The organism is Actinomadura soli (assembly GCF_005889715.1).
Lineage (GTDB): Bacteria > Actinomycetota > Actinomycetes > Streptosporangiales > Streptosporangiaceae > Spirillospora > Spirillospora soli.
In genome coordinates this window covers 1-23,332 of the sequence record NZ_VCKW01000037.1, presented here as the reverse complement: position 1 = coordinate 23,332, position 23,332 = coordinate 1, and the positions used below count along the sequence as shown (strand labels likewise).

At 73.0% G+C, this 23,332-nt stretch carries 21 protein-coding genes, 3 tRNA genes and 1 pseudogene; 14 read left to right on the top strand and 11 right to left on the bottom strand.

The genetic code is table 11. The annotated features are described in order from the left end of the window. Positions 1-23 precede the first annotated feature (23 nt). A complete protein-coding gene (locus ETD83_RS09965; protein WP_138644801.1) occupies positions 24-1,058 on the bottom strand; it encodes a GDP-mannose 4,6-dehydratase in 1,035 nt (344 codons plus the stop codon). Between the two features lie 220 nt (positions 1,059-1,278). Between ETD83_RS09965 and folP the strand changes: the two genes are divergently transcribed. Then, a complete protein-coding gene (gene folP / locus ETD83_RS09960; protein ID WP_138644775.1) occupies positions 1,279-2,115 on the top strand; it encodes a dihydropteroate synthase in 837 nt (278 codons plus the stop codon). A 203-nt stretch (positions 2,116-2,318) separates the two neighbouring features. On the opposite strand, the gene ETD83_RS09955 is transcribed toward folP, so the two are convergent. Both ETD83_RS09955 and ETD83_RS09950 read right to left on the bottom strand, forming a co-directional pair. Continuing rightward, positions 2,319-2,876 carry a CGNR zinc finger domain-containing protein gene (locus ETD83_RS09955; protein ID WP_138644774.1) on the bottom strand — a complete coding sequence of 186 codons (558 nt, stop codon included), beginning with the start codon at positions 2,874-2,876 and terminating at the stop codon, positions 2,319-2,321. Positions 2,877-3,140: 264 nt separating this feature from the next. Beyond that, the gene (locus tag ETD83_RS09950) at positions 3,141-3,713 is read right to left on the bottom strand and encodes a hypothetical protein (protein ID WP_138644773.1); all 573 of its coding nucleotides are present in this window, start codon (positions 3,711-3,713) and stop codon (positions 3,141-3,143) included. 298 nt (positions 3,714-4,011) lie between these two features. Between ETD83_RS09950 and ETD83_RS42345 the strand changes: the two genes are divergently transcribed. The 3 genes from ETD83_RS42345 (at position 4,012) to ETD83_RS09940 (ending at position 4,311) form a co-directional block, all read left to right on the top strand. Then, positions 4,012-4,083, top strand: a tRNA-Trp gene (locus ETD83_RS42345). Positions 4,084-4,098: 15 nt separating this feature from the next. Continuing rightward, a tRNA-Ala gene (locus ETD83_RS09945) sits at positions 4,099-4,169 on the top strand. Positions 4,170-4,226: 57 nt separating this feature from the next. Then, positions 4,227-4,311: transfer RNA gene (locus ETD83_RS09940), tRNA-Ser, on the top strand. Between the two features lie 21 nt (positions 4,312-4,332). On the opposite strand, the gene ETD83_RS09935 is transcribed toward ETD83_RS09940, so the two are convergent. After that, positions 4,333-5,670 (bottom strand): pyridoxal phosphate-dependent aminotransferase, encoded by a 1,338-nt coding sequence (locus ETD83_RS09935; protein WP_138644772.1) that lies wholly within the window; start codon positions 5,668-5,670, stop codon positions 4,333-4,335. A gap of 139 nt (positions 5,671-5,809) precedes the next feature. On the opposite strand from ETD83_RS09935, the gene ETD83_RS09930 reads away from it, so the two are divergent. The 5 genes from ETD83_RS09930 to ETD83_RS09910 all read left to right on the top strand — a co-directional run bounded on the left by ETD83_RS09930 (position 5,810) and on the right by ETD83_RS09910 (position 11,906). Next, entirely contained in the window at positions 5,810-6,739 is a 930-nt protein-coding gene (locus tag ETD83_RS09930; protein ID WP_138644771.1) for a LysR family transcriptional regulator, read from the top strand. 232 nt (positions 6,740-6,971) lie between these two features. Continuing rightward, the gene (locus ETD83_RS09925; RefSeq protein ID WP_230420801.1) at positions 6,972-7,730 is read left to right on the top strand and encodes a VC0807 family protein; all 759 of its coding nucleotides are present in this window, start codon (positions 6,972-6,974) and stop codon (positions 7,728-7,730) included. A 168-nt stretch (positions 7,731-7,898) separates the two neighbouring features. Next, positions 7,899-9,071, top strand: coding sequence for a L,D-transpeptidase (locus ETD83_RS09920; protein WP_230420800.1), 1,173 nt, complete (start codon positions 7,899-7,901; stop codon positions 9,069-9,071). Between the two features lie 217 nt (positions 9,072-9,288). After that, a complete protein-coding gene (locus tag ETD83_RS09915) occupies positions 9,289-10,482 on the top strand; it encodes a L,D-transpeptidase (protein ID WP_138644770.1) in 1,194 nt (397 codons plus the stop codon). 62 nt (positions 10,483-10,544) lie between these two features. Then, the gene (locus ETD83_RS09910; protein ID WP_230420799.1) at positions 10,545-11,906 is read left to right on the top strand and encodes a glycosyltransferase family 4 protein; all 1,362 of its coding nucleotides are present in this window, start codon (positions 10,545-10,547) and stop codon (positions 11,904-11,906) included. Positions 11,907-11,918: 12 nt separating this feature from the next. Here the strand turns inward: ETD83_RS09910 and ETD83_RS09905 are convergent, their stop codons facing one another. The 3 genes from ETD83_RS09905 to ETD83_RS09895 are packed head-to-tail and all read right to left on the bottom strand — an operon-like array spanning position 11,919 to position 14,405. Next, entirely contained in the window at positions 11,919-12,428 is a 510-nt protein-coding gene (locus tag ETD83_RS09905; RefSeq protein ID WP_138644769.1) for a mycothiol transferase, read from the bottom strand. Positions 12,429-12,438: 10 nt separating this feature from the next. Beyond that, entirely contained in the window at positions 12,439-13,752 is a 1,314-nt protein-coding gene (locus ETD83_RS09900; RefSeq protein WP_230420798.1) for a sensor histidine kinase, read from the bottom strand. Continuing rightward, entirely contained in the window at positions 13,749-14,405 is a 657-nt protein-coding gene (locus ETD83_RS09895) for a response regulator transcription factor (protein WP_171064114.1), read from the bottom strand. The genes ETD83_RS09900 and ETD83_RS09895 overlap by 4 nt, the downstream gene beginning before the upstream one ends. 178 nt (positions 14,406-14,583) lie before the next feature. Here ETD83_RS09895 and ETD83_RS09890 point away from each other — a divergent pair, with 178 nt between their 5' ends. Genes ETD83_RS09890 through ETD83_RS09875 form a run of 4 tightly spaced genes read left to right on the top strand, consistent with a single transcriptional unit; the run spans position 14,584 to position 18,144 of the window. Next, the gene (locus ETD83_RS09890; RefSeq protein WP_138644768.1) at positions 14,584-15,132 is read left to right on the top strand and encodes a hypothetical protein; all 549 of its coding nucleotides are present in this window, start codon (positions 14,584-14,586) and stop codon (positions 15,130-15,132) included. Further along, the gene (locus ETD83_RS09885) at positions 15,132-16,178 is read left to right on the top strand and encodes a peptidoglycan-binding protein (RefSeq protein WP_138644767.1); all 1,047 of its coding nucleotides are present in this window, start codon (positions 15,132-15,134) and stop codon (positions 16,176-16,178) included. Before ETD83_RS09890 ends, ETD83_RS09885 begins: the two co-directional genes overlap by 1 nt. After that, positions 16,175-16,915 carry an ABC transporter ATP-binding protein gene (locus ETD83_RS09880; protein ID WP_138644766.1) on the top strand — a complete coding sequence of 247 codons (741 nt, stop codon included), beginning with the start codon at positions 16,175-16,177 and terminating at the stop codon, positions 16,913-16,915. The genes ETD83_RS09885 and ETD83_RS09880 overlap by 4 nt, the downstream gene beginning before the upstream one ends. Further along, positions 16,912-18,144, top strand: coding sequence for an ABC transporter permease (locus ETD83_RS09875; protein ID WP_138644765.1), 1,233 nt, complete (start codon positions 16,912-16,914; stop codon positions 18,142-18,144). Before ETD83_RS09880 ends, ETD83_RS09875 begins: the two co-directional genes overlap by 4 nt. Here ETD83_RS09875 and ETD83_RS09870 read toward each other — a convergent pair. After that, positions 18,098-18,981: pseudogene (locus tag ETD83_RS09870) on the bottom strand (hypothetical protein). The gene ETD83_RS09875 and the pseudogene ETD83_RS09870 sit on opposite strands and share 47 nt — an antisense overlap. Continuing rightward, on the bottom strand, positions 18,978-19,583 hold the full coding sequence (locus ETD83_RS09865; protein WP_230420797.1) for an FGGY-family carbohydrate kinase: 606 nt from the start codon (positions 19,581-19,583) through the stop codon (positions 18,978-18,980). The pseudogene ETD83_RS09870 and the gene ETD83_RS09865 overlap by 4 nt, the downstream one beginning before the upstream one ends. A 75-nt stretch (positions 19,584-19,658) precedes the next feature. Here ETD83_RS09865 and dinB point away from each other — a divergent pair, with 75 nt between their 5' ends. Then, entirely contained in the window at positions 19,659-20,834 is a 1,176-nt protein-coding gene (gene dinB / locus ETD83_RS09860; protein WP_230420796.1) for a DNA polymerase IV, read from the top strand. 18 nt (positions 20,835-20,852) lie between these two features. On the opposite strand, the gene hpaD is transcribed toward dinB, so the two are convergent. Both hpaD and hpaE read right to left on the bottom strand, forming a co-directional pair. Continuing rightward, complete coding sequence (hpaD, locus tag ETD83_RS09855; protein WP_138644762.1) at positions 20,853-21,869, bottom strand: 3,4-dihydroxyphenylacetate 2,3-dioxygenase; 1,017 nt, start codon at positions 21,867-21,869, stop codon at positions 20,853-20,855. After that, positions 21,866-23,332, bottom strand: a 1,467-nt coding sequence (gene hpaE, locus ETD83_RS09850) for a 5-carboxymethyl-2-hydroxymuconate semialdehyde dehydrogenase (protein WP_230420795.1), incomplete at its 5' end; no start/stop codon positions are given. The genes hpaD and hpaE, both read right to left, overlap by 4 nt.

Sequence of the window (23,332 nt, the reverse complement as noted above, 5' to 3'; positions counted from 1 at the left end):
GTGCCACGGCCCCGGTAACAGGATCACCAATGGTCGGGGCTGAACGGCTCGTCCTCGGGGCGCACCGACTCCGACAGCAGCCGCAGGTCCGACTCGACCATCATCGTGACGAGCTCCTCGAACGTCACCTTCGGCTCCCAGCCGAGCTGCTCGCGGGCCTTCTTCGGGTCGGCGCACAGCAGGTCGACCTCCGCCGGGCGCGTGTACTTCGCGTCCAGGACGACGTGGTCCTCCCAGTTCAGGCCCGCCGTGCGGAACGCGAACTCCACCAGTTCCCGCACCGACTGGGTCTGGCCCGTCCCGATGACGAAGTCCTCCGGGGCGTCCTGGGCCAGCATCAGCCGCATCGCGCGGGCGTAGTCGCCCGCGAAACCCCAGTCGCGGCGGGCGTCCAGGTTCCCCAGGCGCAGCTCGGAGGCCAGGCCCAGCCTGATGCGGGCCGCGCCGAGCGACACCTTCCGGGTGACGAACTCCGCCCCCCGGCGCGGCGACTCGTGGTTGAACAGGATCCCGCTGACCGCGAACATCCCGTACGACTCGCGGTAGTTCTGCGTGGTGTAGTGCCCGAAGCTCTTCGCCACCCCGTACGGGCTGCGCGGGTGGAACGGCGTCGCCTCGTTCTGCGGCGTCTCCCGGACCATCCCGAACATCTCCGACGACGACGCCTGGTAGAAGCGGATCTGCTCGCGTCCCGGCGTCCGGGACGGGCTGATGCCCGACACCACGCGGATCGCCTCCAGCATCCGCTGCACGCCCACGGCGGTCACCTCGGTGGTGAGCTCGGGCTGCTGCCACGACATCGGCACGTAGGAGATCGCGCCCAGGTTGTAGACCTCGTCCGGCTGCACGCGCTCGACCGCCGAGATCAGGCTGCCCTGGTCGAGCAGGTCGCCGGTGGTGATCTGCACGTCGCCGATGTGCTTGCGCAGCCGCGACACATGGGGGTTCGCCTGCCCCCGCACCAGGCCCCAGACCTCGTATCCCAGCGCGAGCAGATGCTCGGCCAGATACGAGCCGTCCTGTCCGGTGATGCCGGTGATGAGTGCTCGCCTGGACAGCGGATCCTCCATGGATTAGGTCCGATGCCGCCCACCACGGGCGGACCCGCGACGAGCGTGACATATGAGGTTAGCGACCCGGCCGCGCCACTGACGAGAGAGGGCTGCCTTGAACCGAACTCACTTCTGGTCGCCCCCGTCCTCCAGCCCCCGCCCACCACCGTCCAAGCGACGAGCTCCGCTCGACCGTCCCGCTCCGATGTGCCACGGTGAGACCATCATGAGCCCTCCAGAGACGCCGCTACGACTGAACGGGCGCGAACTCGGCCCGCACGCGATCATGGCCGTGGTGAACCGCACGCCCGACTCGTTCTTCGACAAGGGCGCCACCTACGGCTTCGACGCGGCGCTCGCCGCCGTCGACCGCGCGGTCGCGGACGGCGCCGACATCGTCGACATCGGCGGCGTCAAGGCCGGCCCCGGCGAGGACGTCGGCGTCGCCGAGGAGCTGCGCCGCGTCGTCGGGCTCGTCGCGGCCGTCCGCGAGCGGCATCCCGGCGTCGTGATCAGCGTCGACACCTGGCGGGCCGAGGTCGGCGAGGCCGTCGCGCGGGCGGGCGCCGACCTGCTGAACGACACCTGGGGCGGCCCCGACCGGCGGCTGGCCGAGGTCGCCGCCGACCACGGCATCGGCCTCGTCTGCGCGCACGCCGGCGCGCTCGCGCCCCGCACCCGCCCGCACCGCATCGCCTACGACGACGTCGTGACCGACGTCATCGCCCACGTCACGGCCGAGGCGAAGCGCGCGGCGGCCCTGGGCGTCCGCCGGGACGCGATCCTCATCGACCCCGCGCACGACTTCGGCAAGAACACCCGCCAGTCACTGGAGATCACCCGCCGGCTCGGCGAGCTGACCGCCACCGGATGGCCGGTCCTGGTCGCGGTGTCCAACAAGGACTTCATCGGGGAGACCCTCGGCCGCCCCGTCGACAAGCGCGGCGTCGGCACCATGGCCGTCCTGGGCGTCTCCGCCCTGCTCGGCGCCCGGGTGTTCCGCGTCCACGACGTCAAGGCCGCCCGCCAGGCCCTCGCCGCTGTAACCGCCCTGACCCCCTGACCGCACCTCGGCGCCTCAACCCCTCGCCGCGACCACGCAACGACCTCAACGCTTGCGATCGCGACCGAAGGCAGGGTTCGAGCCTGCGAGAAACCTGATCGCGCAGCGAGCCGCCAGGCGAGACGAAGCGATGCAGCGATCGCGCCGCGTTTCTCGACGATGGAGGGCCCCCAGGGCCCGAAGGAGGAGAGAAATGCAAAAAGCTAGAGCGCGGATTCGCGCTGGCGGGCGCGGTAGGCGGCGACGTGCATGCGGTTGCCGCAGGTCCGGCTGTCGCAGTAGCGGCGGCAGCGGTTGCGCGACAGGTCCACCAGAACGCGCGAGCAGTCCGGCGCCTCGCAGGTGCGCAGCCGGTCCAGCTCGCCCGCCGCCACCACGTAGGCCAGCGCCATCCCGCAGTCGGCGGCCAGGTGCTCGCCGAGCGGCGCGCCCGGCGCGAAGTAGTGCACGTGCCAGCTGTAGCCGTCGTGGTCGGTCAGGTGCGGGGTGGTGCGGACCTCGCCGACGATCTCGTTGATCTTCTGGACGGCGGCCGGGACGTCCTCCGCGCGGAACACGGCGTGGAACCGCTCGCGCAGGTCCAGGACGCGGGCGAGGTCGACGCCGCCCAGCTCGCCGATGTCGCTGAAGTCGTTGCGGTCCACGAACGCGTGCAGGCCGGGCAGCCCGGCGAGATCCTCGGCCCCGGACGCCGCCGGGCCGGTGTTGATCAGGTCGACGACGACGGCGAGCGCGTGCTCGGTGTCATGGGTGAAGATCACGATGGCTCCAGTCTCGGGGACCCGGGGCGGTCGTGTGCCCGGCCCGCCCTTGCAGGGACCCGTGCTGCCGGGGCCGGGACGCGGCCCGTGGTGCACAACCATATGACGAGAATCCGGCACGTCCATGCGCACCCCGTGATGCGGCGCGTACAGTTCCGCATTCCGGACAGGGTCACAACAGGAGAAGAGGACAGGCCCTGACGCCTGGAGACCGTGCCGAGAGTCAGGAGGTCGCGCGGACGGCCGGGAGGTCCTGGAGGGCGGTCAGCGCTCGTAGTTCGGGTCGGCGACGACCGGGTAGTACGCGTCGGTGTGCTGGATGCGCATCGTGACGGCCGTCCCCTCAAGGGTGTAGTCCGCCTTCACCTGCCGGAACATCGAGTCGCTCGCCCACGGGTTGTAGAGCCGGCCCACGGTCGCGCCGTACCGCAGGTGGACGACGTCGTACCCGCCCGACGGCATCGACTCCAGCGCCAGGCCGTCGGCGAGGGACACCGAGAACCGGAACTCCGAGGGGGCGTCCGGGCCGTGGATCACCGTCAGCAGCCGCACGCCGCCGGCGGTCGTCTGCGCGACGATGTCGGTGTCGACGTCCACGCCCACGAACACCCGCAGGCTTGGGCGCAGCACCTGCGCGACGGTGTCGGCCGCGGCCACGTCGATGCCGAGGTGGATGCGCTGCCCGTCCTTGGTCGGCACCCACACGCCGTCGCGGGCGCGCTGGCCCCAGGCGACTTCCGGGTTCTCCATCTCCTGGGGCTCGTTCTTGCCCCGCGCGACGAGAATCCTGGAGGCGGCGCTCATCGCCGCGGCAGCGCCATCCCGTGCATGCCTCATGGCGGGCCCCCTCGCCTTCTTCATCACTCGCGTGACTTCGTGCCTGTTTCGGGTTTACCACGGGCAGGACGGACTGGACGTCCCTTGGCCTGCCTTCGGTCGATTCGCAACGTTCGCCCCGTGCGTCGTTGGACCTTACACCACCCTTATACGCGCCGGACGTCCCGGGTGGCGCCCATCCGCGCACGATCACGGGGTGATGACGGTGCGCATCCGAGCCTTTACGGAGAAAATACTTTGTGCCCGTCCGGGGGACCTCCGCATCATTGAACACATCGAACGAATGCGAAAGGCACGAAGGGGCGAGCCACCGGTTAGGCGGCCGGTCTCCAAAACCGGCGGAAAGTGGGTTCGACTCCTACCGCCCCTGCTGAGCGCGGACGACGGGCTTGTGGTGTAACGGAAGCACACCTCCCTTGCAAGGAGGCGATCAGGGTTCGACTCCCTGCTGGTCCACTGACGCGCCGGACGCCGCGGGCCGTCTCGCGGTAGACGGCCCGCGGCGTGTCCCTGGGAGGGTTGGCCGAACGGTAAGGCAGCAGTTTCGAAAACTGACGTCGAGGTGACACTCGAAGGGGTTCGACTCCCTTACCCTCCGCAATTACCTCGCAATTCGGGCTCAGGCGGGGACGGGCTCTCCCGCGGTGACCGTCGCGGAGAGGTCGGCCAGCACGTCGCTCAGGCGGTTCAGGGCGTCCGCGATCCACGGCAGGGCCGCCGGGGCGGGCGAGGCCAGGGCCGCGAGGCGCTGCTCGTCGTCGTCGCCGTAGAGCTGGCTCGGCGCCACCCGCATCCGCAGGGCCGACGGGGCGTCCCCGAACGAACTGCCTGGCAGAACGCCGACTCCGTAACGTTCCAATAGCAGGTCTGTGAGGTCGGCGGCCGTCCGGACGCCGTGGGCCGCGCACAGCTCGTCCCGGACCGGGCCGAAGTCCGGGTAGACGTAGAACGCCGCCTCCGGACGCGTGACCAGGGCCCCCGCAGCGGCGAACCGGTCCGCGACCGCCCCCGTGATCGCGGCGTGCAGCCGCCTGCTGCGGTCGACGTGCTCCACCAGCTCGGGCGGCTCGGCGAACGCGTACGCGGCGGCGTGCTGCATCGGCGCGGGCGCGCTGGACCACATCTCGCTCGCCACCCCCAGCAGGCTGTCGCGCAGCGCGCGGCCGAACGGGCCGTCCGGCAGCCGCGCCACGCCGAGCCGCCAGCCGCCCGCCGCCAGGTTCTTGCTCAGCGCGGTCGTCACGACGGTCCGCTCCGGGGCGTACCGGGCCGGGCTCGGCACCTGCCGTCCGGGCTCGTGCACCAGGTCGCGGTAGATCTCGTCCGAGATGATCGCCAGGCCGTGCTCGCGCGCCACCGCGCACAGCCGCCGGACGGTCTGCTCGGACGCGATCGTCCCCGTCGGGTTGTCGGGAAGCGTCACCACGACGGCCCGCACCTCGCGCCCCCGCGCGCGGGCCCGCACCACGGCGTCGGCCAGCAGCGCCGGGCTCGGCACGCCGCCCTCGCCGCGCGGCGTGGCGACGCGGATCGGCTCGGCGCCCACCAGCGACGCCTGGGCGGCGTAGCTCACCCAGCTCGGCGACGCCACGACGACGTCGCCGCCCAGCGAGGTCAGCAGCGCGTACAGCAGCGGCTTGCTGCCGGGACCGGCGACGATCGTGGACGGGTCGGTGGGCAGCCCGCGCCGGGACCAGTACCCGGCGGCGGCGGCGCGCAGCGCGGCCGATCCGGCGACCGGCCCGTATCCGCCCCGTCCCGCGGCCCCGCCGAGCTCGCGGGTCAGGGCCGGGTGGATCGGTATCCCGGCCTCCCCGAAGCCGAGCGGCAGGACCCGGACGCCCTCCCTGCGCTTGCGGGCGATCGCCTCGTTCACCGCGAGCGTCGCCGACAGGGCGACGGGACGCGGCGCGAACGGTAGCGGCCGGACGGGTTCGGACTCTTCCTGGGCAGGCATGAACGCTCCAAAGGGCATGCGAGATAACGGTGGGTGAGAGCGGAATCCCCTGTGCGACCCGGCCGGGCTCGATTCATACTTTCCCGCTTTTAGCATCATCACAAGCGAGTCTCATCGATGCCGACCGTAAGATGGGCTGATGCTTGAGCTTCGCCGCCTGCGGCTTCTCGCGGAGTTCGGCCGCCGCGGCAGCATCGCCGCGACCGCCGCCGCCCTCGGCTACACCCCGTCCGCCGTCTCCCAGCAGCTGGCCGCGCTCGAACGCGAGGCCGGCGGGGTGCCGCTGCTGGACCGCACCGCCCGCAGCGCCGAGCTGACCGACGCCGGGCGCCGCCTCGCCGACCGCGCCGAGGAGATCCTCAGCCTCGTGGAGACCGCCGAGGCGGAGCTGTCGGCGCACTCCGACACGCCCATGGGCCGGGTCGTGGTCACCGCGTTCCCCACCGCCGCCGTCGCGTTCGCGCCCGCGCTGGCGCAGAGCCTCGGCGAGCACCCCGACCTGACGTTCGTGCTGCGGCAGACCCGGCCCGGCGACGGCATCCGGCAGGTGCAGAACGGCGAGGTCGACATCGCGCTCATCGACGACTGGACGGGCAAGGTCCCCGAGCAGGCGCCCGCCGCGCTGGAGTTCTTCCACCTGCGCCGCGACCCGCTGGTGCTGGTCGTCCCGGCCACGCACCCCATGTCGGAGCCCGGGCGGCCGGTCGACCTGCAGCAGCTCAGGGACGAGCCGTGGATGGCCGCGCCGGCCGGGGAGCCGTCGCGGCAGGCCCTGGAGCGGCTGATGGACACCGTCGGCGGGGCCCGTCCCGTCCCGTGGGAGTTCGAGGGCCTGCACACGATCCTGAGCCTGGTGGCCCGCGGCATCGGCATCACCGCGGTGCCCGCGCTGGCGCTCGCCGCCGGCGACCAGGGCGTGGCCGTGCGGCGCATCCCCGAATGCACCCTGGCCCGCGAGGTCTACGCCGTGACCAGGGCCGCGAGCGTGCGCCGGCCGTCGGTGGCGGTGACGCTCAGGGCCATCTACGCCGCGGCTCGCGACGTCCAGCCCGCCCCGCCGGAGGGGTGAGCGGGCCACCCGCTACTGTCGGAAGAGAGGCCCGGGTCACACCGGTTCAACTCTGGCCGCTTCCGGCCGCCACCCGCACCAGAGGCACCGCGAATCCGAACCAATGGGGGAACGAGGGCACGCGGACCGGATCATTCGAAAACGGACAGACGCGTGCCGATCATCACGTACGGTGGGGCGAATCGTGACCACAACCGACTCCATGGACACCGATCGGGGAGCACAGCGCTCGATGGATCGACCGGCGAGAACGCCCGCCGAGCCCTCCCGGGCGGCGGAGAACCCCACGCCGACGGCCCAGGCCGGGGAGGCGCGGGGCGGCGCGCATGCGGCCTTCGAGGGGCACCCCGCCTCCGAAGGGCACCACGTCTTCGAACTGCCGCGGGTGACGGCGCTGCTCATGCACGCGCTCCCGCGCTTCGTCGAAGGGGTCATCGCCCCCGTCGCGGTCTTCTACGCCGCGCTGACGCTGCTCGGGCTGAACGGCGCGCTCGTCGCCGCCGTCGCCTGGGTGTACGGCGGCATCGCCTACCGGTTCGTGCGCGGCCATCCGGTGTCGGGGATGCTGCTGCTGGCCGCCGTCGGCGTGACCGTCCGCGCGGCCACCGCGGCCGCGACGCACAGCGCCGTCATCTACTTCCTGCAGCCGACGCTCGGCACGCTGATCATCAGCCTGTCGTTCCTCGCCTCGGTCCCGCTCGGACGGCCCTTGGCCATGAAGCTGGCCAGGGACATGGCGCCGATCCCCGAGGCGTTCCTCAAGCACGCCAGGGTGCACCAGTTCTTCCTGCGCATCTCGCTGCTGTGGTCGATGGTCCTGTTCGCGAACGTGGCCGTCAGCCTGTGGATGCTGTTCAACGAGTCGATCGGCATGTACCTGTGGTTCCGCACCGGCATCGTCGCGGGGCTGGGCGCGATCGGCGTCGCCGTCTCGGTGTGGGGCTTCAAGCGCGTCGTCCGCCGCGTCAACCGCGAGCCCGCCGCCGCCTGACCGGATCCGCCCGATCGGTTCCACTTTGACCGGATCCAACTGATCCATACCTGCTGAGCAGCGATTCTCCCACCCGGCGGCCCGAACTTCCGGCCCCTTTCCGGCGTCTCCCTTCTCAGAAACATTCACCAACTTGAGGTGAAATCACGGGGTTTGGGGGAGTTTGTTGTGATCCACGGTGGGCGGGGCATGCGGGTGGCGCTGACGGGCGGCGCGGGCGCGGTGGCGCTGCTCGCGTCCGGCTGCATGGCCGGCGAGGAGGGAAAGCTGGCCTCGGGGGACTCGGCCGACGCCGTGACGATCACGCCGGCCAACGGGACCGCGCAGGTCAAGCCGGACGGGACGATCGAGGTCAAGGCCGCGGACGGCAAGCTGCAGAAGGTCACCGTCCAGGGCGGGGGCGCCACGATCACCGGGGCGTTCGGCGGCGGCCACAAGACGTGGCGGTCCAACCGGACGATGACGCCCGGCACGTCCTACACCGTCACCGCGCAGGCGAGCGACGACGGCAAGACCCGCACCGCGACCAGCGCGTTCACCACCCTGAAGGCGGAGCGGACACTCTCGATCACCGACGTCACCCCGAACCTCAAGGGCGAGAAGGTCGGCGTCGGCATGCCGATCATGGTCAGGTTCGACCGCCCGGTGACCGACAAGGCCGCCGTGGAGCGGGCGCTGCGCGTCACGCCGGACAAGCCGGTCGAGGGCGCGTGGCACTGGGTCGCCGCCGACCAGGTCATCTACCGGACGAAGACGTACTGGCAGCCGCACCAGACCGTCCGGTTCCACGCGAGCCTCGCCGGGGTGAACGCGGGCGGCGGCGTCTACGGGGCCGAGGACGAGCAGGCCACCCTCACCATCGGCGCCGCGCAGATCACCAAGGGCGACATCGGCGACCACCACATGACGGTGACCCGCGACGGCAAGAAGCTGCGCACCGTCCCGTTCAGCGCCGGCAACGGGCAGACGCGGGAGTTCACCACCACCAGCGGCGTCCACCTGCTGATGGAGAAGGGCAACCCCGTCACGATGACGTCTCCGGGCCGCCAGGAGGGCGACCCCGGCTACTACAAGACGGTCGTCAACTACGCGGTCCGCTTCTCCAACAGCGGCGAGTACGTGCACTCGGCGCCGTGGTCGGTCGGCTCGCAGGGCTCGGCGAACGTCAGCCACGGCTGCCTGAACGTCAGCCCCGCCAACGCCAAGTGGTACTACGACACCATGCAGCGCGGCGACGTCATCGAGCTGACCGGCACCGACCGCGAGGTCGAGCCGATGAACGGCTGGAGCTTCTGGCAGCTGCCGTTCGACAAGTGGGCGCAGGGGAGCGCCCTGCGATGAGGCCGTCCCGGCCGGCGCCCCGGGCGCCGGCCAGAAAGATCGCCGGGCCCGCCCGGCCGGCCCGCGGCGTGCAACGCTTTGATCTCGGAGGCCTGCCAAAACCCCGGGTCATGACATGATCCTCTGTTTTTGTCGTTATTGTCTCCCTGGTAGACGGCGGGTTCGGGAGGTCGCAGTGCAGCGGAGGATTTCCGCAGGGGTTCGGGCTGGTGCGGGGATGGCGGGGGTCGTGCTGCTGCTGACGACGGCGTGCAGCGGGGGAGAGAAGGAGGACGGCGTCACCGTCGGCGAGAAGGCCGACGCGGGCGTGCCGCAGGTGACGATCAACCCGGGCGACGGCAACAAGAAGGCCGAGCCGGAGGACGGCGTCGTGGTCACCGCCGCGGGCGGCACCCTCGAACAGGTCACGGTGACGCTCAAGGGCAAGCCGGTCGACGGCGAAATGGCGGCCGACAAGGCCAGCTGGAAGTCGCGCACGCTCCGTCCCGGCTCCAAATACCAGGTCACGGCCGTCGCCAGGAGCCCGCAGGGCAAGACGGCCACGGTCAACGCCGCCTTCGCCACGCTCAAGGCGGCGAAGGAGCTCGACATCCTCGACGTCACCCCGGCCAAGAACGAGAAGGTCGGCGTCGGCATGCCGATCCAGGTCGTCTTCAACCGCCCGGTCGACGACAAGAAGGCCGTGGAGCGGGTCCTGGACGTCAAGTCGACCAAGCCCGCCACCGGCGCCTGGAACTGGGCGAACGACACCACGGTGATCTTCCGGACGAAGAACGGCGAGTACTGGCAGCCCAACCAGAACGTCACGTTCTCGGCGAAGCTGTCCGGCGTGAGGGCGGGCAAGAAGACCTACGGCGTGGACGACTTCACCCGCAAGTTCCGCATCGGCGACTCGCACATCGTCACCATCAGCACCAAGAAGAAGCGTGCGGTCGTCAAGCGGAACGGCAAGACGGTCCGTACCTGGCCCGTCAGCACGGGCAAGGGCGGCCGCGTCGTCAACGGCGTCGACACCTACCTCACCACCAGCGGCATCCACCTCACCATGGGCAAGGAGAATCCGGCGATCATGACGTCGGAGTGGATGGGCGTCGACCCGAAGGACAAGAAGAACGGCGGCTACCGCGAGGTCATCCCGCACGCGGTGCGGATCTCCAACAGCGGCGAGTACATCCACTCGATGGCCGCCACCGTCTGGGCGCAGGGCCGGCAGAACGTCAGCCACGGCTGCGTCAACTCCCCGCCCAAGGACGCCCAGTGGTTCTACAACTGGTCCTACCGCGGCGACCCGGTGATCATCACCGGCAGCAAGCGCGGCCTCGACCCGTGGAACGGCTGGAGCTACTACCAGATGTCGTGGAGCAAGTGGGTCAAGGGCGGCGCCCTCGACCGTCCCGTGACCACCGGGTGACGTTGAGCGGGACCGCCTAGGGGAACAAGCCGGGCAAAGCCGTCGTTCGTGATGGGGGCCCGGTGAACGCTCCGCTGAACGATCCAGGGCGCCGTCCGCCGAGACTGAGACGCCGCCTCCGCCGCGCGGCGCATCGCGTCATGCGCCGCGCGGCGCTCTCGGCCCTGCGCCCGCTGAGCTGGAGGCGCTGGACGCGCGCGGCACCCGGTGAGCGGCTCCGCGTGCGCGTCCTGCTCCAGAACGCGCACGGGACGGGCGGGACGATCCGCACCGTGCTCAACCTGTGCGGGCACCTGACCCGCGACCACGACATCGAGATCGTCAGCGCGCTGCGGCGGAGCAGGCGGCCGTTCTTCGCGATCCCGCTCGGCGCGACCGTGACGTACGCGGACGACCGCTTCGCGCCCAAGGGCGGGACGGCCCGGCTCCTGTCCCGGCTGCCGAGCGTCCTGACGCCGGTGGACGAGGCGTCCTTCCGCCTCATGAGCATGTGGACGGACGTGTGCCTCCTGCGCGCCCTCTACCGTTCGCCGGCCGACGTCGTCATCGGCACGAGGCCGTCCCTGAACCTGCTCGCGGCCGAGCTCGCGCCCCGCGCCGCCGTGACGATCGGGCAGGACCACATGAGCCTGGACTCCTACAAGCCCGCCCTCCACCGGCAGGTCGTCCGCAGGTACCGGCGGCTGACCGCCGTCACCGTGCTGACCGAGGCCGCCCGCGCCGGGTACGAGCAGGCCCTCGCCGGATCCGGCGTCCGCGTCGTGCGGATCCCGAACGCCGCGCCGCCGCTGCCCGGGCGCCCGTCCCGGCGCGCGGACAAGGTCGTGCTGGCCGCCGGGCGGCTCGTCGCCAACAAGGGCTTCGACACGCTCATCCGCGCGTTCGCGCCGATCGCCGCCGAGCACCCCGACTGGACCCTGCGGATCTTCGGCCGCGGCGTGCGCCGCGACCGGCTCGGCGCGCTGATCACCGAGCTCGGCCTCGCCGGGCGGGTCGAGCTGCGCCCCGTCACCCGCGACCTGCACGGCGAGATGGCCCGCGCGTCGATCTACGCGCTGTCGTCCCGCCGGGAGGGCATGCCGATGGTGATCATCGAGGCGATGGGGATGGGGCTGGCGGTCGTGTCGTTCGACTGCCCGCACGGCCCGGCCGAGCTGATCTCCCACGGCCGCGACGGGCTGCTCGTCCCGAACGGCGACGCGGACGCCCTCACCGCCGCGCTCCGCGCGCTGATCGAGGACCGCGGCCTCCGCGACCGGCTCGGCGAGCAGGCGGCCCTGTCCGCGCGCGCCCACGACCTTGAGCACATCGGGCCGCGGTGGTCGCGGCTCCTGTCCGGCCTCCACCCGTCCGCCGGGGCGTCGCGGGACGCCGGGCCGGTCGCGGACGGCACCGATCTGAGCGTCTCCGGCCGCGACCGCTGACGGCCCGCCGCCTTACGCGCGCTGGAGGATGCCCCGGACGAACGCCGCCTGGCCCGCGTGCTCCAGGCAGTCGGAGATCACGCTGACCAGCCGCACGCCCAGCGTGACCGGCGGGTCCCACGAGCGGTCGACGACGCGTTCCAGGTCGCCGTCGGTCACCGAGGCCACGTAGTCGACCGTGGCGGCGTGCACGGCGTCGTGATAGCCGATCAGCAGGTCCGGCGACTCGACCCGGACCGCCGCGACCTCGTCGGAGCTGTGGCCGTAGCCGGTGTCGGACGGGTCGAGCGGCAGGCCGAACAGGTCGGCCCAGCCGGCGTCCGTCCACGCCTGGGCGGTGCCGGCGACGTCGGAGACGTGGTCGTCCTGGACGCGGGTGAGGTGCCAGATGAGCCACGCGATCGAGTTGGCGTCGGCGTCGACGCGGTAGGCGAGCTGGTCCGGGGTGAGCCCGCCGGCCGTCTGGCGGACCTGTTGCCGGATCCGGTCGAACGCGTCGGTGAGCAGGAGCGCACTGGTCATTGATCAGACGCTACCCGGGTCCGGCCTCCGAATTCACGGGTGGCGCGGCGAGTCCCGGCGCGGCGAATTCTGGTGCGGCGAGTCCTGGCGCGGCGTCCGGGACGGCGTCCGGCGCGCGGGCCGGGAGGCGCACGGTGACGTCGAGGCCGCCGCCGGGGCGCGGCACGGCCGCCACCGTCCCGCCGTGGACGCCCGCCGTGGCGCGGACGATCGACAGGCCCAGCCCGGACCCGCGGTCCGACCGCAGCCGGTCGTTGCCGAGCCGCCGGAACGGCTCGAAGATCGTCTCGACCTCGTAGGCGGGCACGACGGGCCCGGTGTTGGACACGACGACCTCCGCCCAGCCGTCCCGGCTCCGCGTCGTGACGGACAGCTCGCCGCCGTCGCGGTTGTGCCGGACCGCGTTCTCCACCAGGTTCTGCACCAGCCGCTCGACGAGCACGGGATCGCCGGAGGTGACGGCCGGGCCGAGGGAGCGGCGGGCGGCCAGCCCCCGCGCCCGCGCCTCCGGGGCGGCCCCGTCCAGGACGTGGCCCGCGACGTCCGCCAGGTCGAGCGGGCCGGCGTCGACCGCGACGCCCTCGGTGCCCGCGAGGGTGAGGAGCCCGTCGATGAGCCGCTCGTGCCGCCCGTTCACGACCAGCAGCGACTCGCCGAGCCGCTTGACGTCGCCGGTCGCGTCGGAGCGGCGGACGGCCACGTCGATGAGCGTCCGGTTGATGGCGAGCGGGGTGCGCAGCTCGTGCGAGGCGTTCGCGACGAACCGCCGCTGGCCGTCGAACGCCCGCGCCAGCCGGCCGAGCATCGTGTCGAACGCGTCGGCCAGCTCCTTGACGTCGTCGCGGGGCCCCTCGTACCCGATCCGCTCGGTGAGGTCGTGGCTGCGCGCCACCCGCCCGGCCGTCTCGGTGATCTTGTGGACGGGCCGCAGCGCCCGGTCCGCGAGCAGCCAGCCGAACCCGATCCCGGCCGCGCCCACCAGCCCCAGGGCGATGCCGCCCTGGGTCAGCAGCGCGCTGAGCGTCTTCCGCTGGTAGTCGTCGCGGACCTTGACCATCGCCACCTCGACGCTCCGGTCCGAGTACTGCGCGTTCTCCTCCGGCGGCGGGAACGGCGCCTTCTCGGCGCCGTTGAACACCCGGGCCCCCTTCGGGACGGCCTGGTTGTCCAGGTTGTTCTTCACCAGGAAGTAGGTCAGGCCCAGCAGGAGGACGCCGGCGCCCAGGAACAGGCCCGTGTACAGCAGCGTGAGCCGCATCCTGATCGTGGGCCGCAGCCGCTCGGTGAACATGGTGCGCCTCGGGCGCTCCGCGGACGTCGTCATGGGATCCGGTACCCCACTCCCGGGACGGTCTCGATGACCGGGGGATCGCCGAGCTTGCGGCGCAGCTTCATCAGCGTCACCCGGACCGTGTTGGTGAACGGGTCGGTGTGCTCGTCCCACACCTTCTCCAGCAGCAGCTCCGCCGACACGATCGCCCCGTCCGCCCGCAGCAGCTCGGCGAGCAGCCCGAACTCCTTGCGCGCCAGGTGCACGTACCGGCCGTCCCGGACGACCTCCCGGCGGGACGGGTCGAGCCGGATCCCGGCGCGCTCCAGCGTCGGCGGGGCCGCCGGGCGGGCCCGGCGGCCGAGCGCCTGGACCCGCGCCACCAGCTCCTCGAACGCGAACGGCTTGGTCAGGTAGTCGTCGGCGCCGAGCCGCAGCCCGGCGACCCGCGCCGGGACGGCGACGGCGGCGGTGAGCATCAGCACCCGGACGAGCGCGCCCGACTCGACCACCGCGCGGCACACGTCGTCGCCGTGCACGACGGGCAGGTCGCGGTCGAGGATGAGCACGTCGTAGTCGTTCACCCCGAGACGCTCCAGCGCGGCGTCGCCGTCGTAGACCACGTCCACGGCCAGGGCCTCGGACCTGAGCCCGTCGGCGATCGAATCCGCGAGCATCCGCTCGTCCTCGGCGATCAGCACCCGCACCCCTGCCGCCCCCTGCCGTCCTCCGCGGCGCGTCCGGCGCGCCCTGCCGCCCCAGCATCGGGCAGCGGGCGTAACGCCGGCATAACGCGAACCGGTTACGCCGGGGTTATCGGTCCCCGGCTGGACTTGCGATCGCCGCCGGCGCACCGTCCGGCGGAGACGACAGGGAGACCGACCGATGCGACGACGGACATACGCGGCGCTGGCCCTCGTCCCGGTTCTCGCCCTCGGCCTGCAGGGCTGCGGGAGCGAGAGCACGGGATCCGGCGGCAACGCCAAGGCCGTGAGCGACCAGCAGAAGATGCGCGACTTCGCCAAGTGCATGCGCGACAACGGGGTCGACATGGACGACCCGGGCGGGGAGGGCGAGGTCACGATCCGGCACAGCGAGCCGCCCGGAAAGGCCAAGGGCGCCGGCCCGAAGGTGGACAACGAGGTCGACGCGGCGCAGAAGAAGTGCCGGCATCTGATGCCGAACGGCGGCCGGCCGGAGAAGCCCAAGCCGGAGGAGATCGCCAGGCTGCGCGCGTACGCGAAATGCATGCGCGACAACGGCATCAGCGCCTTCCCCGACCCGAAACCCGACGGCGAGATGCTGATCAAGGCCAGGGAGGGCACCGAGATGGACCCGCAGAGCCCGAAGTTCAAGAACGCGCGGAAGGCCTGCGCCAAGTTCCAGCCGGAGGGCGGCCCGAAGGACCCGGCCCCGGCCAAGGGCGAGGACTGATGGCGGGCAGGCGCGCCGCCGTCCTCGGCGCGGCGGGCGTCGTCGTGGCGGGCGGCGCGGGCCTCGCGACCGCCGGCCTGGGCGGCGGCACCGGCGAACCGGCCGCCGCGCACAGCTCCCTGCCGCCCGCGACCGCGCCGATCGAGCGGACGACGCTGGTCGAGACCCAGGACGTGGACGGCACGCTCGGCTACGGGGCCACCCGTGCGGCGGTCGGCGCCGGAGGCGGCACGCTCACCTGGCTGGCCGGCGCCGGGTCGGTGATCTCCCGGGGCCGTCCGGTCTACCGGGTGGACAACAAGCCCGTGCCGCTGCTGTACGGCAGACTCCCGCTGTACCGGACGCTCTCCACCGGCACCGAGGGCGACGACGTCGAGCAGCTCGAAAAGAACCTCCGGGCCCTCGGGTACACCGGCTTCACCGTCGACGAGTCCTACGGCGCCGCGACCGCCGCCGCCGTGAAGCACTGGCAGGACGCCCTCGGCGTCGCGGAGACCGGCCGGGTGGAACCGGGGTCGGCCGTCATCGCGCCCGGCCGGATCCGGGTGGCCGAGCGCAAGGCCGACGTGGGCGACCGGGTCGGCGGGGCGGTCCTCACCTACACCGGGACCACCCGCGTCGTGAGCGTCGACCTGGACGTGCGGTACCAGCGGCTCGCCCGCAAGGGCGCCGGGGTGGAGATCGAACTGCCGTCCGGCGACACCACGAAGGGGAAGATCACGTCGGTCGGGAAGGTGGCCGAGGAGGGCGGCGCGGAGGAGCCGACGACGATCGAGGTCACGATCGCGATCGGCGGGCAGGGGGAGCTCGGCTCCTACGACAAGGCGCCCGTCGAGGTGCGGCTCACCGCGAACCGGCACGGCGGCGTCCTCGCCGTCCCGGTCGGCGCGCTCCTCGCGCGGGGCGAGGGCGGGTACGCGGTCCAGGTCGTCCAGGACGGGCGCGTCCGCACGGTGCCCGTGGAGACGGGCGTGTTCACCGAAGGGCGGGTCGAGGTCTCGGGGGCCGGCCTGGCCGAGGGCATGAAGGTGGGGATCCCCAAATGAGCGGAGCGGACCGGGGGGTGCGGGGGGCCGCCCGCGCGCAGGGAGCGCTGAGCGCGGTGGTGGAGCTGCGGGACGTCACCAAGACCTACCCGGGCGGGGTGACCGCGCTGGACGGCGTGTCGCTGACGGTCGGGGCGGGCGACCTCGTCGCGATCGTCGGGCCGTCCGGGTCGGGCAAGTCGACGATGCTGCACCTGCTCGGCACCCTGGACCGGCCGAGCGCCGGCACAGTCCTCGTCGAGGGCACCGACGTGTCCCGGCTGACGGACCGGCGGCTGTCGGCGCTGCGCGCCCGGCGGATCGGGTTCGTGTTCCAGCAGTTCCACCTGACCGCCGGGGTCGGCGCGCTGGACAACGTCGCGGACGGGCTGCTGTACGGGGGAGCGCCCGCCGCCGAGCGCCGCCGCCGCGCCCGCCGCGCGCTGGAGCGCGTCGGGCTCGGGCACCGCCTCGGGCACCGCCCGCACCAGCTGTCGGGCGGGGAGAGGCAGCGGGTCGCGATCGCCCGCGCGGTGGTGGGGGAGCCGGCGCTGCTGCTGGCCGACGAGCCGACCGGCGCGCTCGACTCGGCCTCGGGCGCGGGGGTCCTCGACCTGCTGCGCGAGCTGTCCGGCGGCGGGACGACCGTCGTACTGATCACCCACGACCGGGACATCGCCGCGCTGCTGCCCCGCCAGGTGCGGATGCGCGACGGCCGGATCGTCCACGACGACGCGATGGCGGAGGCCGCACGGTGAGGCACAAGAACACGGCGAACCGCGCAGGCAGGGCGAACCACACGGACGCGCCGGCGCGGCTCGGCCCGGCGGACGCGCTGCGCGTCGGCGCCGCCGGGCTGCGGACCCGCCCGCTGCGGGTGTTCCTGTCCGCGCTGGGCATCGCGATCGGCATCGCCGCGATGATCGGCGTGGTCGGGATCTCGACGTCCAGCCGCGCCGAGCTCCAGGCGACCCTCGACCGGCTCGGCACCAACCTGCTCACCGTCGGGCCGGGCAAGGACTTCTTCGGCGAGGACGCCAAGCTGCCGAAGGAGTCGGTCGGGATGGTGGGACGGATGCCGGACGTCGAGTCCGCGTCCGCCACGGCGGAGCTCGACGACGTCCACGCCTACCGCAACGACCGCATCCCGGAGGGGGAGAGCGGGGGCATCGGCGTCCGCGCGGCCCGCCTCGACCTGCCCCGGACGGCCGGGCTCACCATGGCCGCCGGAACCTGGCTCAACGCCGGCACGGCCAGGTACCCGGCCGTCGTCCTCGGCGCCGAGACGGCGCAGCGGCTCGGCGTCGCGACGCCGAACGTCCAGGTGTGGCTCGGCTCGCAGTGGTTCACCGTCGTCGGGATCATGAACCCGAACCGGCTCGCGCCGGAGCTGGACTCCGCGGCCCTCGTCGGCTGGGACGCCGCCGCCTCCCGGCTCGGCTTCGACGGCCACCCGACCACCGTCTACACCCGGGCCCGCAAGGACGCGGTCGAGAAGGTGCAGGGCCTGCTCGCCGCGACCGCGAACCCGCAGGCCCCGAACGAGGTGCAGGTCAGCCGCCCCTCGGACGCCCTCGCCGCGCAGGACGCCACCGACCGGGCGTTCACCGGCCTGCTCCTCGGCCTCGGCGGCGTCGCGCTGCTGGTCGGGGGCGTCGGCGTCGCCAACACGATGGTGATCTCGGTCCTGGAGCGCCGCGCGGAGATCGGCCTGCGGCGCTCGCTCGGCGCGACCCGCGGCCAGATCAGGCTGCAGTTCCTCACCGAGTCGCAGCTCCTCGCCGCGCTCGGCGGCGTGGGCGGCGTCGCGCTCGGCATCGCCGTCACCGCGATCTTCGCCGTGACGCAGGACTGGCCGACCGTCGTCCCCGCCTGGGCGATGGCGGGCGGGATCCTCGCCACCCTGCTCATCGGCGGCGTCGCCGGCCTCTACCCGGCCATCAGGGCCGCCCGGCTCCCCCCGACCGAGGCGCTCGCGGCCCCCTGACGCCGTAGAGGTGTTCGAGGGCGAGCTGGTCGAGGTGCTCGAAGGCGGTGCGGCGGACGGAGAGCGCCTCGATGTCGGGGGAGGCGTGGCGGACGCCGCGCCAGTCCTCGCCGTCCGCGAGGGTGGGGCGGGCCAGCTCGTCCAGCTTGGCCTGGGCCAGGGCGTCGTGGACGGCGGGGTCGGCGCGGAACGCGCGGACCTTCTCGCGCAGGATCAGCCAGTTGCGCATGCACGCCGCCGCCGACTCCCACACGCCCTCGTCGTCCTCGGTGCGCGGAGGCTTGAAGTCGAAGTGGATCGGGCCGTCGTAGTCGCTGTGCTCGATGAGGTCGACGACCCAGAACGCGCCGCGCGCGTTCCCGGCGCCGAACCGGAGGTCCTGGTCGTAGCGGGGGCCGTGCTGCCCGTTCAGGTCGATGTGGAACAGCTTGCCCTGCCACAGCGCCTGCGCCAGCCCGTGCGCGTAGTTCAGCCCGGCCATCTCCTCGTGCCCGACCGCCGGACGTCGCGGTCGTTGGCGGTGAACGCGCCGTCCTTGAAGACCGGGTGGGAGAACAGGTTCGTGGTGGCGGTGGTGACGACGAGTCCGGTCTCGTCCAGCGCCTTGCGGAACGCGTCGATGCCCGCCTGCCGTTCGGCGGGCGCGGCGTCGAACGGGAACACGTCGTTGTCGTGGAAGTTCACCCCGTAGGCGCCGATCTCGGCGAGCTTGCGGACGGCGCGGTCCGCGGGCATCGGGGGGCGGGTGCCGGGGCCGAACACGTCGGAGCCCTGCCAGCCGACCGTCCAGACGCCGAACGAGAACCTGTCCTCGGGTACGGGTGTGTAGTCGCTCATGGTGTCCTCCCTCCGATCCGCGGGGCGGAGTCGCGCAGCGCGGCGTACCGTTCGCGGATCTCCGCGGCGTCCGCGCCGTCGCCGGTGTGCTCGGTCGCGGGCGGGGCGGGCCAGGCGGGCGGCCGGGGCGTCCCGGCGAGCGCCCACGCGGCCTGGCGGGCGGCGCCGAGCGCGACGTACTCGGCGGGCTCGGGGACGGTCACCGGCGTCCCGAGGATCGCCGGGGCCAGCGCCCGGACGGCGGCGGAGCGGGCGCCGCCGCCGATCAGCAGCGTCCGGCGCGGCCGCACGCCGCCCCGCGCGGCGAGATGGCCGACGGCGTCGGCGAGCGAGCACAGCAGCGCCTCCACCGCCGTCCGCGCCACGTTCTCCCGGGTCGCGTTGGACGTCGTCAGCCCCGCGAGGACACCGGTCGCGTCCGGACGGTCGGGCGTGCGTTCACCGTCGAGGTAGGGCAGGAGCGTCACGCCGCCAGCGCCCGGCTCGGCGGCGAGCGCGAGCGCGGACAGCTCGTCCAGCGCGGCGCGGCACAGGACGGCCTTCGTCGACTGCGTCGAGGAGTCGACGCCCGCGACCAGGGGGACTCGGCCATCCGCCTTCACCTTCCGTCGAAACCCGAGACTAATTCATCGGTGCCCGGCGTCGCCGCCACGAGCCGTGTATGCGAACATATGTTCGTGTCCGGTGGTGCCACGATCCTGCATGCCGACCTGGACGCGTTCTACGCGTCGGTCGAGCAGCGCGACGATCCCGGGCTGCGGGGGCGGCCGGTGATCGTCGGCGGCGGCGTGGTGCTGGCGGCCAGCTACGAGGCCAGGGCCTACGGGGTGCGGACGGCGATGGGCGGCGGGCAGGCGCGGCGGCTCTGCCCGCGCGCGGTCGTCGTCCCGCCGCGGATGAGCGCCTACAGCGCGGCGAGCAAGGCCGTGTTCGCGGTCTTCCGCGCCACGACGCCGCTGGTGGAGGGCCTGTCGATCGACGAGGCGTTCCTCGACGTGGACGGGCTGCGCCGCTCCCCGGTGGACGTCGCCGTCCGGCTGCGGCGGGAGGTCGCCGAGGAGATCGGGCTGCCGATCACGGTGGGGGTGGCCCGCACCAAGTTCCTCGCCAAGGTCGCCAGCGGCGTCGCCAAGCCCGACGGGCTCCTGGTGGTGCCGCCGGACGGCGAGCTGGAGTTCCTGCGCCCGCTGCCGGTGCGGCGGCTATGGGGCGTCGGGCGGGCGACGGCCGAGAAGCTCGCGCGCTTCGGCGTCACGACGGTCGGGGAAGTGGCGGACATGCCGGAGTCCACGCTGGTGTCGCTGCTCGGCCCCGGCGCCGGCCGCCACCTGCACGCCCTGGCCCGGAACCGCGACCCGCGCCCGGTGCGCACCGGGGTACGGCGCCGCTCGATGGGCTCGCAGCGCGCGCTGGGCCGCCGCCGGCGCTCGCCCGAGGAGCTGGACGCCATCCTCGTCGGCATCGTCGACCGGCTCGGCGGGCGGCTCCGCAAGGCCCGCCGGGTCTGCCGGACGGTCACGCTCCGCCTGCGCTTCGAGGACTTCGCCCGCGCCACGCGCTCGCGCACGCTCCCGCAGGCCACCGCCGACACGCCGCGGGTCCTGGAGACGGCCAGGGGGCTCCTCGCGGCCGCCACGCCGATGATCGAGACCCGGGGGCTGACCCTGATCGGCGTCTCGCTCGGCAACCTCCACGACGCCCGGGCGGTGCAGCTGGCCCTGCCGTTCGACCAGGCCATGGCCGTGGACGGGGCGGTCGACGGGGTCCGGGAGCGGTTCGGGTCGGCCGCGATCACCCGCGGGGTCCTGCTGGGCCGCGACCAGGGGATGTCCGTCCCGCTGCTGCCGGACTGAGACCCGCGGACCGGCCGCTCAGGACGGCTCGATGATCCCGAGGCCGTCGGCGCCGACCTGGACGGCCGACTCGTCCAGCACCGACTCCGAGATCGGCTGGATGCGCCCGTCGAGGTCGAGGACCGGGCTGGCCTCCTTGTACCAGGACTCGATGACCGCGTTGCCCCAGAAGTCGCGGCGGCGGTCGTCGTGCACGTTCCACCGGTACGTCTCGTGGTCGGGGTCGCCGGTGTAATAGTCGGACGTGTAGATCTCCACCCGGTGCCCGTCGGGGTCGCGGAGGTAGACGTAGAAGGCGTTGGACACGCCGTGCCGACCGGGGCCCCGCTCGATGTGGTGCTCCTTGCGCAGCGACCCGAAGATGTCGGCGGTGCGCAGGACCTGGTGGGACTCGTGCGTCGCCACCCCGAGGTGGTGCAGGCGCGGCCCGGCGCCGCCGGTGAACGCGACGTCGTGGACGGTCTGCTTCCGGTACATCCACGCCGCGTACAACTCGTGCTCGTCGCCCTCGATCGTCTCCGAGCAGCCGAAACCGAGCGAGGTGTAGTGGTCGTAGGCGGCGGGGATGTCGGGCGTGCAGATGTTGAAGTGGTCGAGCCGCGCGATCTGCGCGCCGCGGTGCAGGTCGTAGCGCTGGATGAGGCGCTCGCCGCGGGCGATGTCGTGGAAGAACTCCACGGTGAAGCCGAGCGGGTCGACGGCGCGCACCGCGTCGCCCACGCCATGCGCGCCCTCACCCGCCGGGACGCGCCGGACGGGACGGCCGAGGCCGGTGAAGAACTTCTCGGCGCGGTCGACGTCCTCGGGCGTCCGGACCCGGTAGGCGAGGTGGTCGAGGGCCGCGACCGGGCCCGCGCGCAGCACCAGCGAATGGTGGGTCAGCTCGTCGGTGCCGCGCAGGTAGAGGGCGCCGGCCTCCTCGTGCTGGACGTGCAGGCCGAGCATGTCGACCCAGAACCACCGGGCCGCGGCCAGGTCGGTGACGGCCAGCTGCGCGTAGGCGGAGCGGACGACGTCGGGGGGAGCAGGGCTCATCGGTTCTCCTGAACGCCGAAGCGGGGCGTGTGCACCTCGCCGAGCATCACATGAACGATCTTGGACTCGGAGAAGAAGTCGATGCTGTGCGCGCCGCCCTCGCGGCCGACCCCCGAGTCCTTCATACCGCCGAAGGGAGTGCGCAGGTCACGGACGTTGTGCGAGTTGACCCAGACCATACCCGAGGCGACGCCGTGGGCGATCCGGTGCCCGCGGCGCAGGTCGCTCGTCCACACGTAGGCGGCGAGGCCGTACCGGGTGGCGTTGGCGAGCTCGATCGCCTCCTCCTCGTCGTCGAACGGCGCGAGCGCCACCACCGGGCCGAAGATCTCCTCCTGGAAGATCCGGGCGTCGCGGGGGACGTCGGTGAACACGGCGGGCTGCAGGTAGTTGCCCTCGGGCAGGTGCGCGGGACGTCCGCCGCCCGCCACCAGCTTGGCCTCCCGCTGCCCGATCTCCACGTACTCCAGGACGCGCGCGTAGTGCTCGGGGTGCACGAGCGCGCCGACCTCGGTGCCGGGGTCGGACGGCAGCCCGACCCTGACCCGCTCGGCCCGCTCGGCGATCCGCCGGGAGAACTCCTCGTAGACCGGCCGCTCCACCAGCACGCGGGACCCGGCCGTGCAGCGCTCGCCGTTCAGCGAGAACACGCCGAACACGACCGAGTCGAGCGCCGCGTCGAGGTCGGCGTCGGCGAACACCACGACGGGCGACTTGCCGCCCAGCTCCATGGACAGCGCCTTCAGGCCGTCGGCGGAGCACCGCATGATGTGCCGGCCGGTGTCGGTGGAGCCGGTGAACGACAGCACCGGCACGTCCGGGTGGTCGACCAGGGCCTGGCCCGCGACCTCGCCGATGCCGTGCACGATGTTGACCACCCCGGCGGGCACCCCGGCCTCGGCGAAGATCTCCGGCCACAGGCCCGCGGACAGCGGCGTCCACTCGGCGGGCTTCAGCACCAGCGTGCAGCCGGCCGCGAGCGCCGGGGCGAGCTTCCAGCTCTCCAGCATGAACGGCGTGTTCCACGGGGTGATCAGCCCGGCGACGCCGGCGGGCGTCCGGACCACGTAGTTGAGCTGCTGGTCGCCGACCCGGTACGCCTCCTCGCCGAGCGCGACGATCACGTCGGCGAAGTAGCGGAAGTTCTCGGCGGCGCGGCGGGCCTGGCCGCGCGCCTGCGTGATCGGCAGCCCGGAGTCGAACGACTCGAACGCGGAGAGCCGGTCCTCGCGCGCCTCCACGGCGTCGGCGATCCGGTTGAGGATCGTGGCGCGCTCGCGGTTGCCGATGCCGGACCAGGCGGGGAACGCCGCGCGGGCCGCGGCGACGGCGCGGTCGATGTCGGCGGGCCCGCCCGCGGCGGCGGTGGCGTAGGGGGCGTTGGAGACGGGGTCGACGACGTCGAAGAGCGCGCCGTCGGCGCTGTCGGCGAACTCGCCGCCGATCCAGTGCCGGATGCGCTC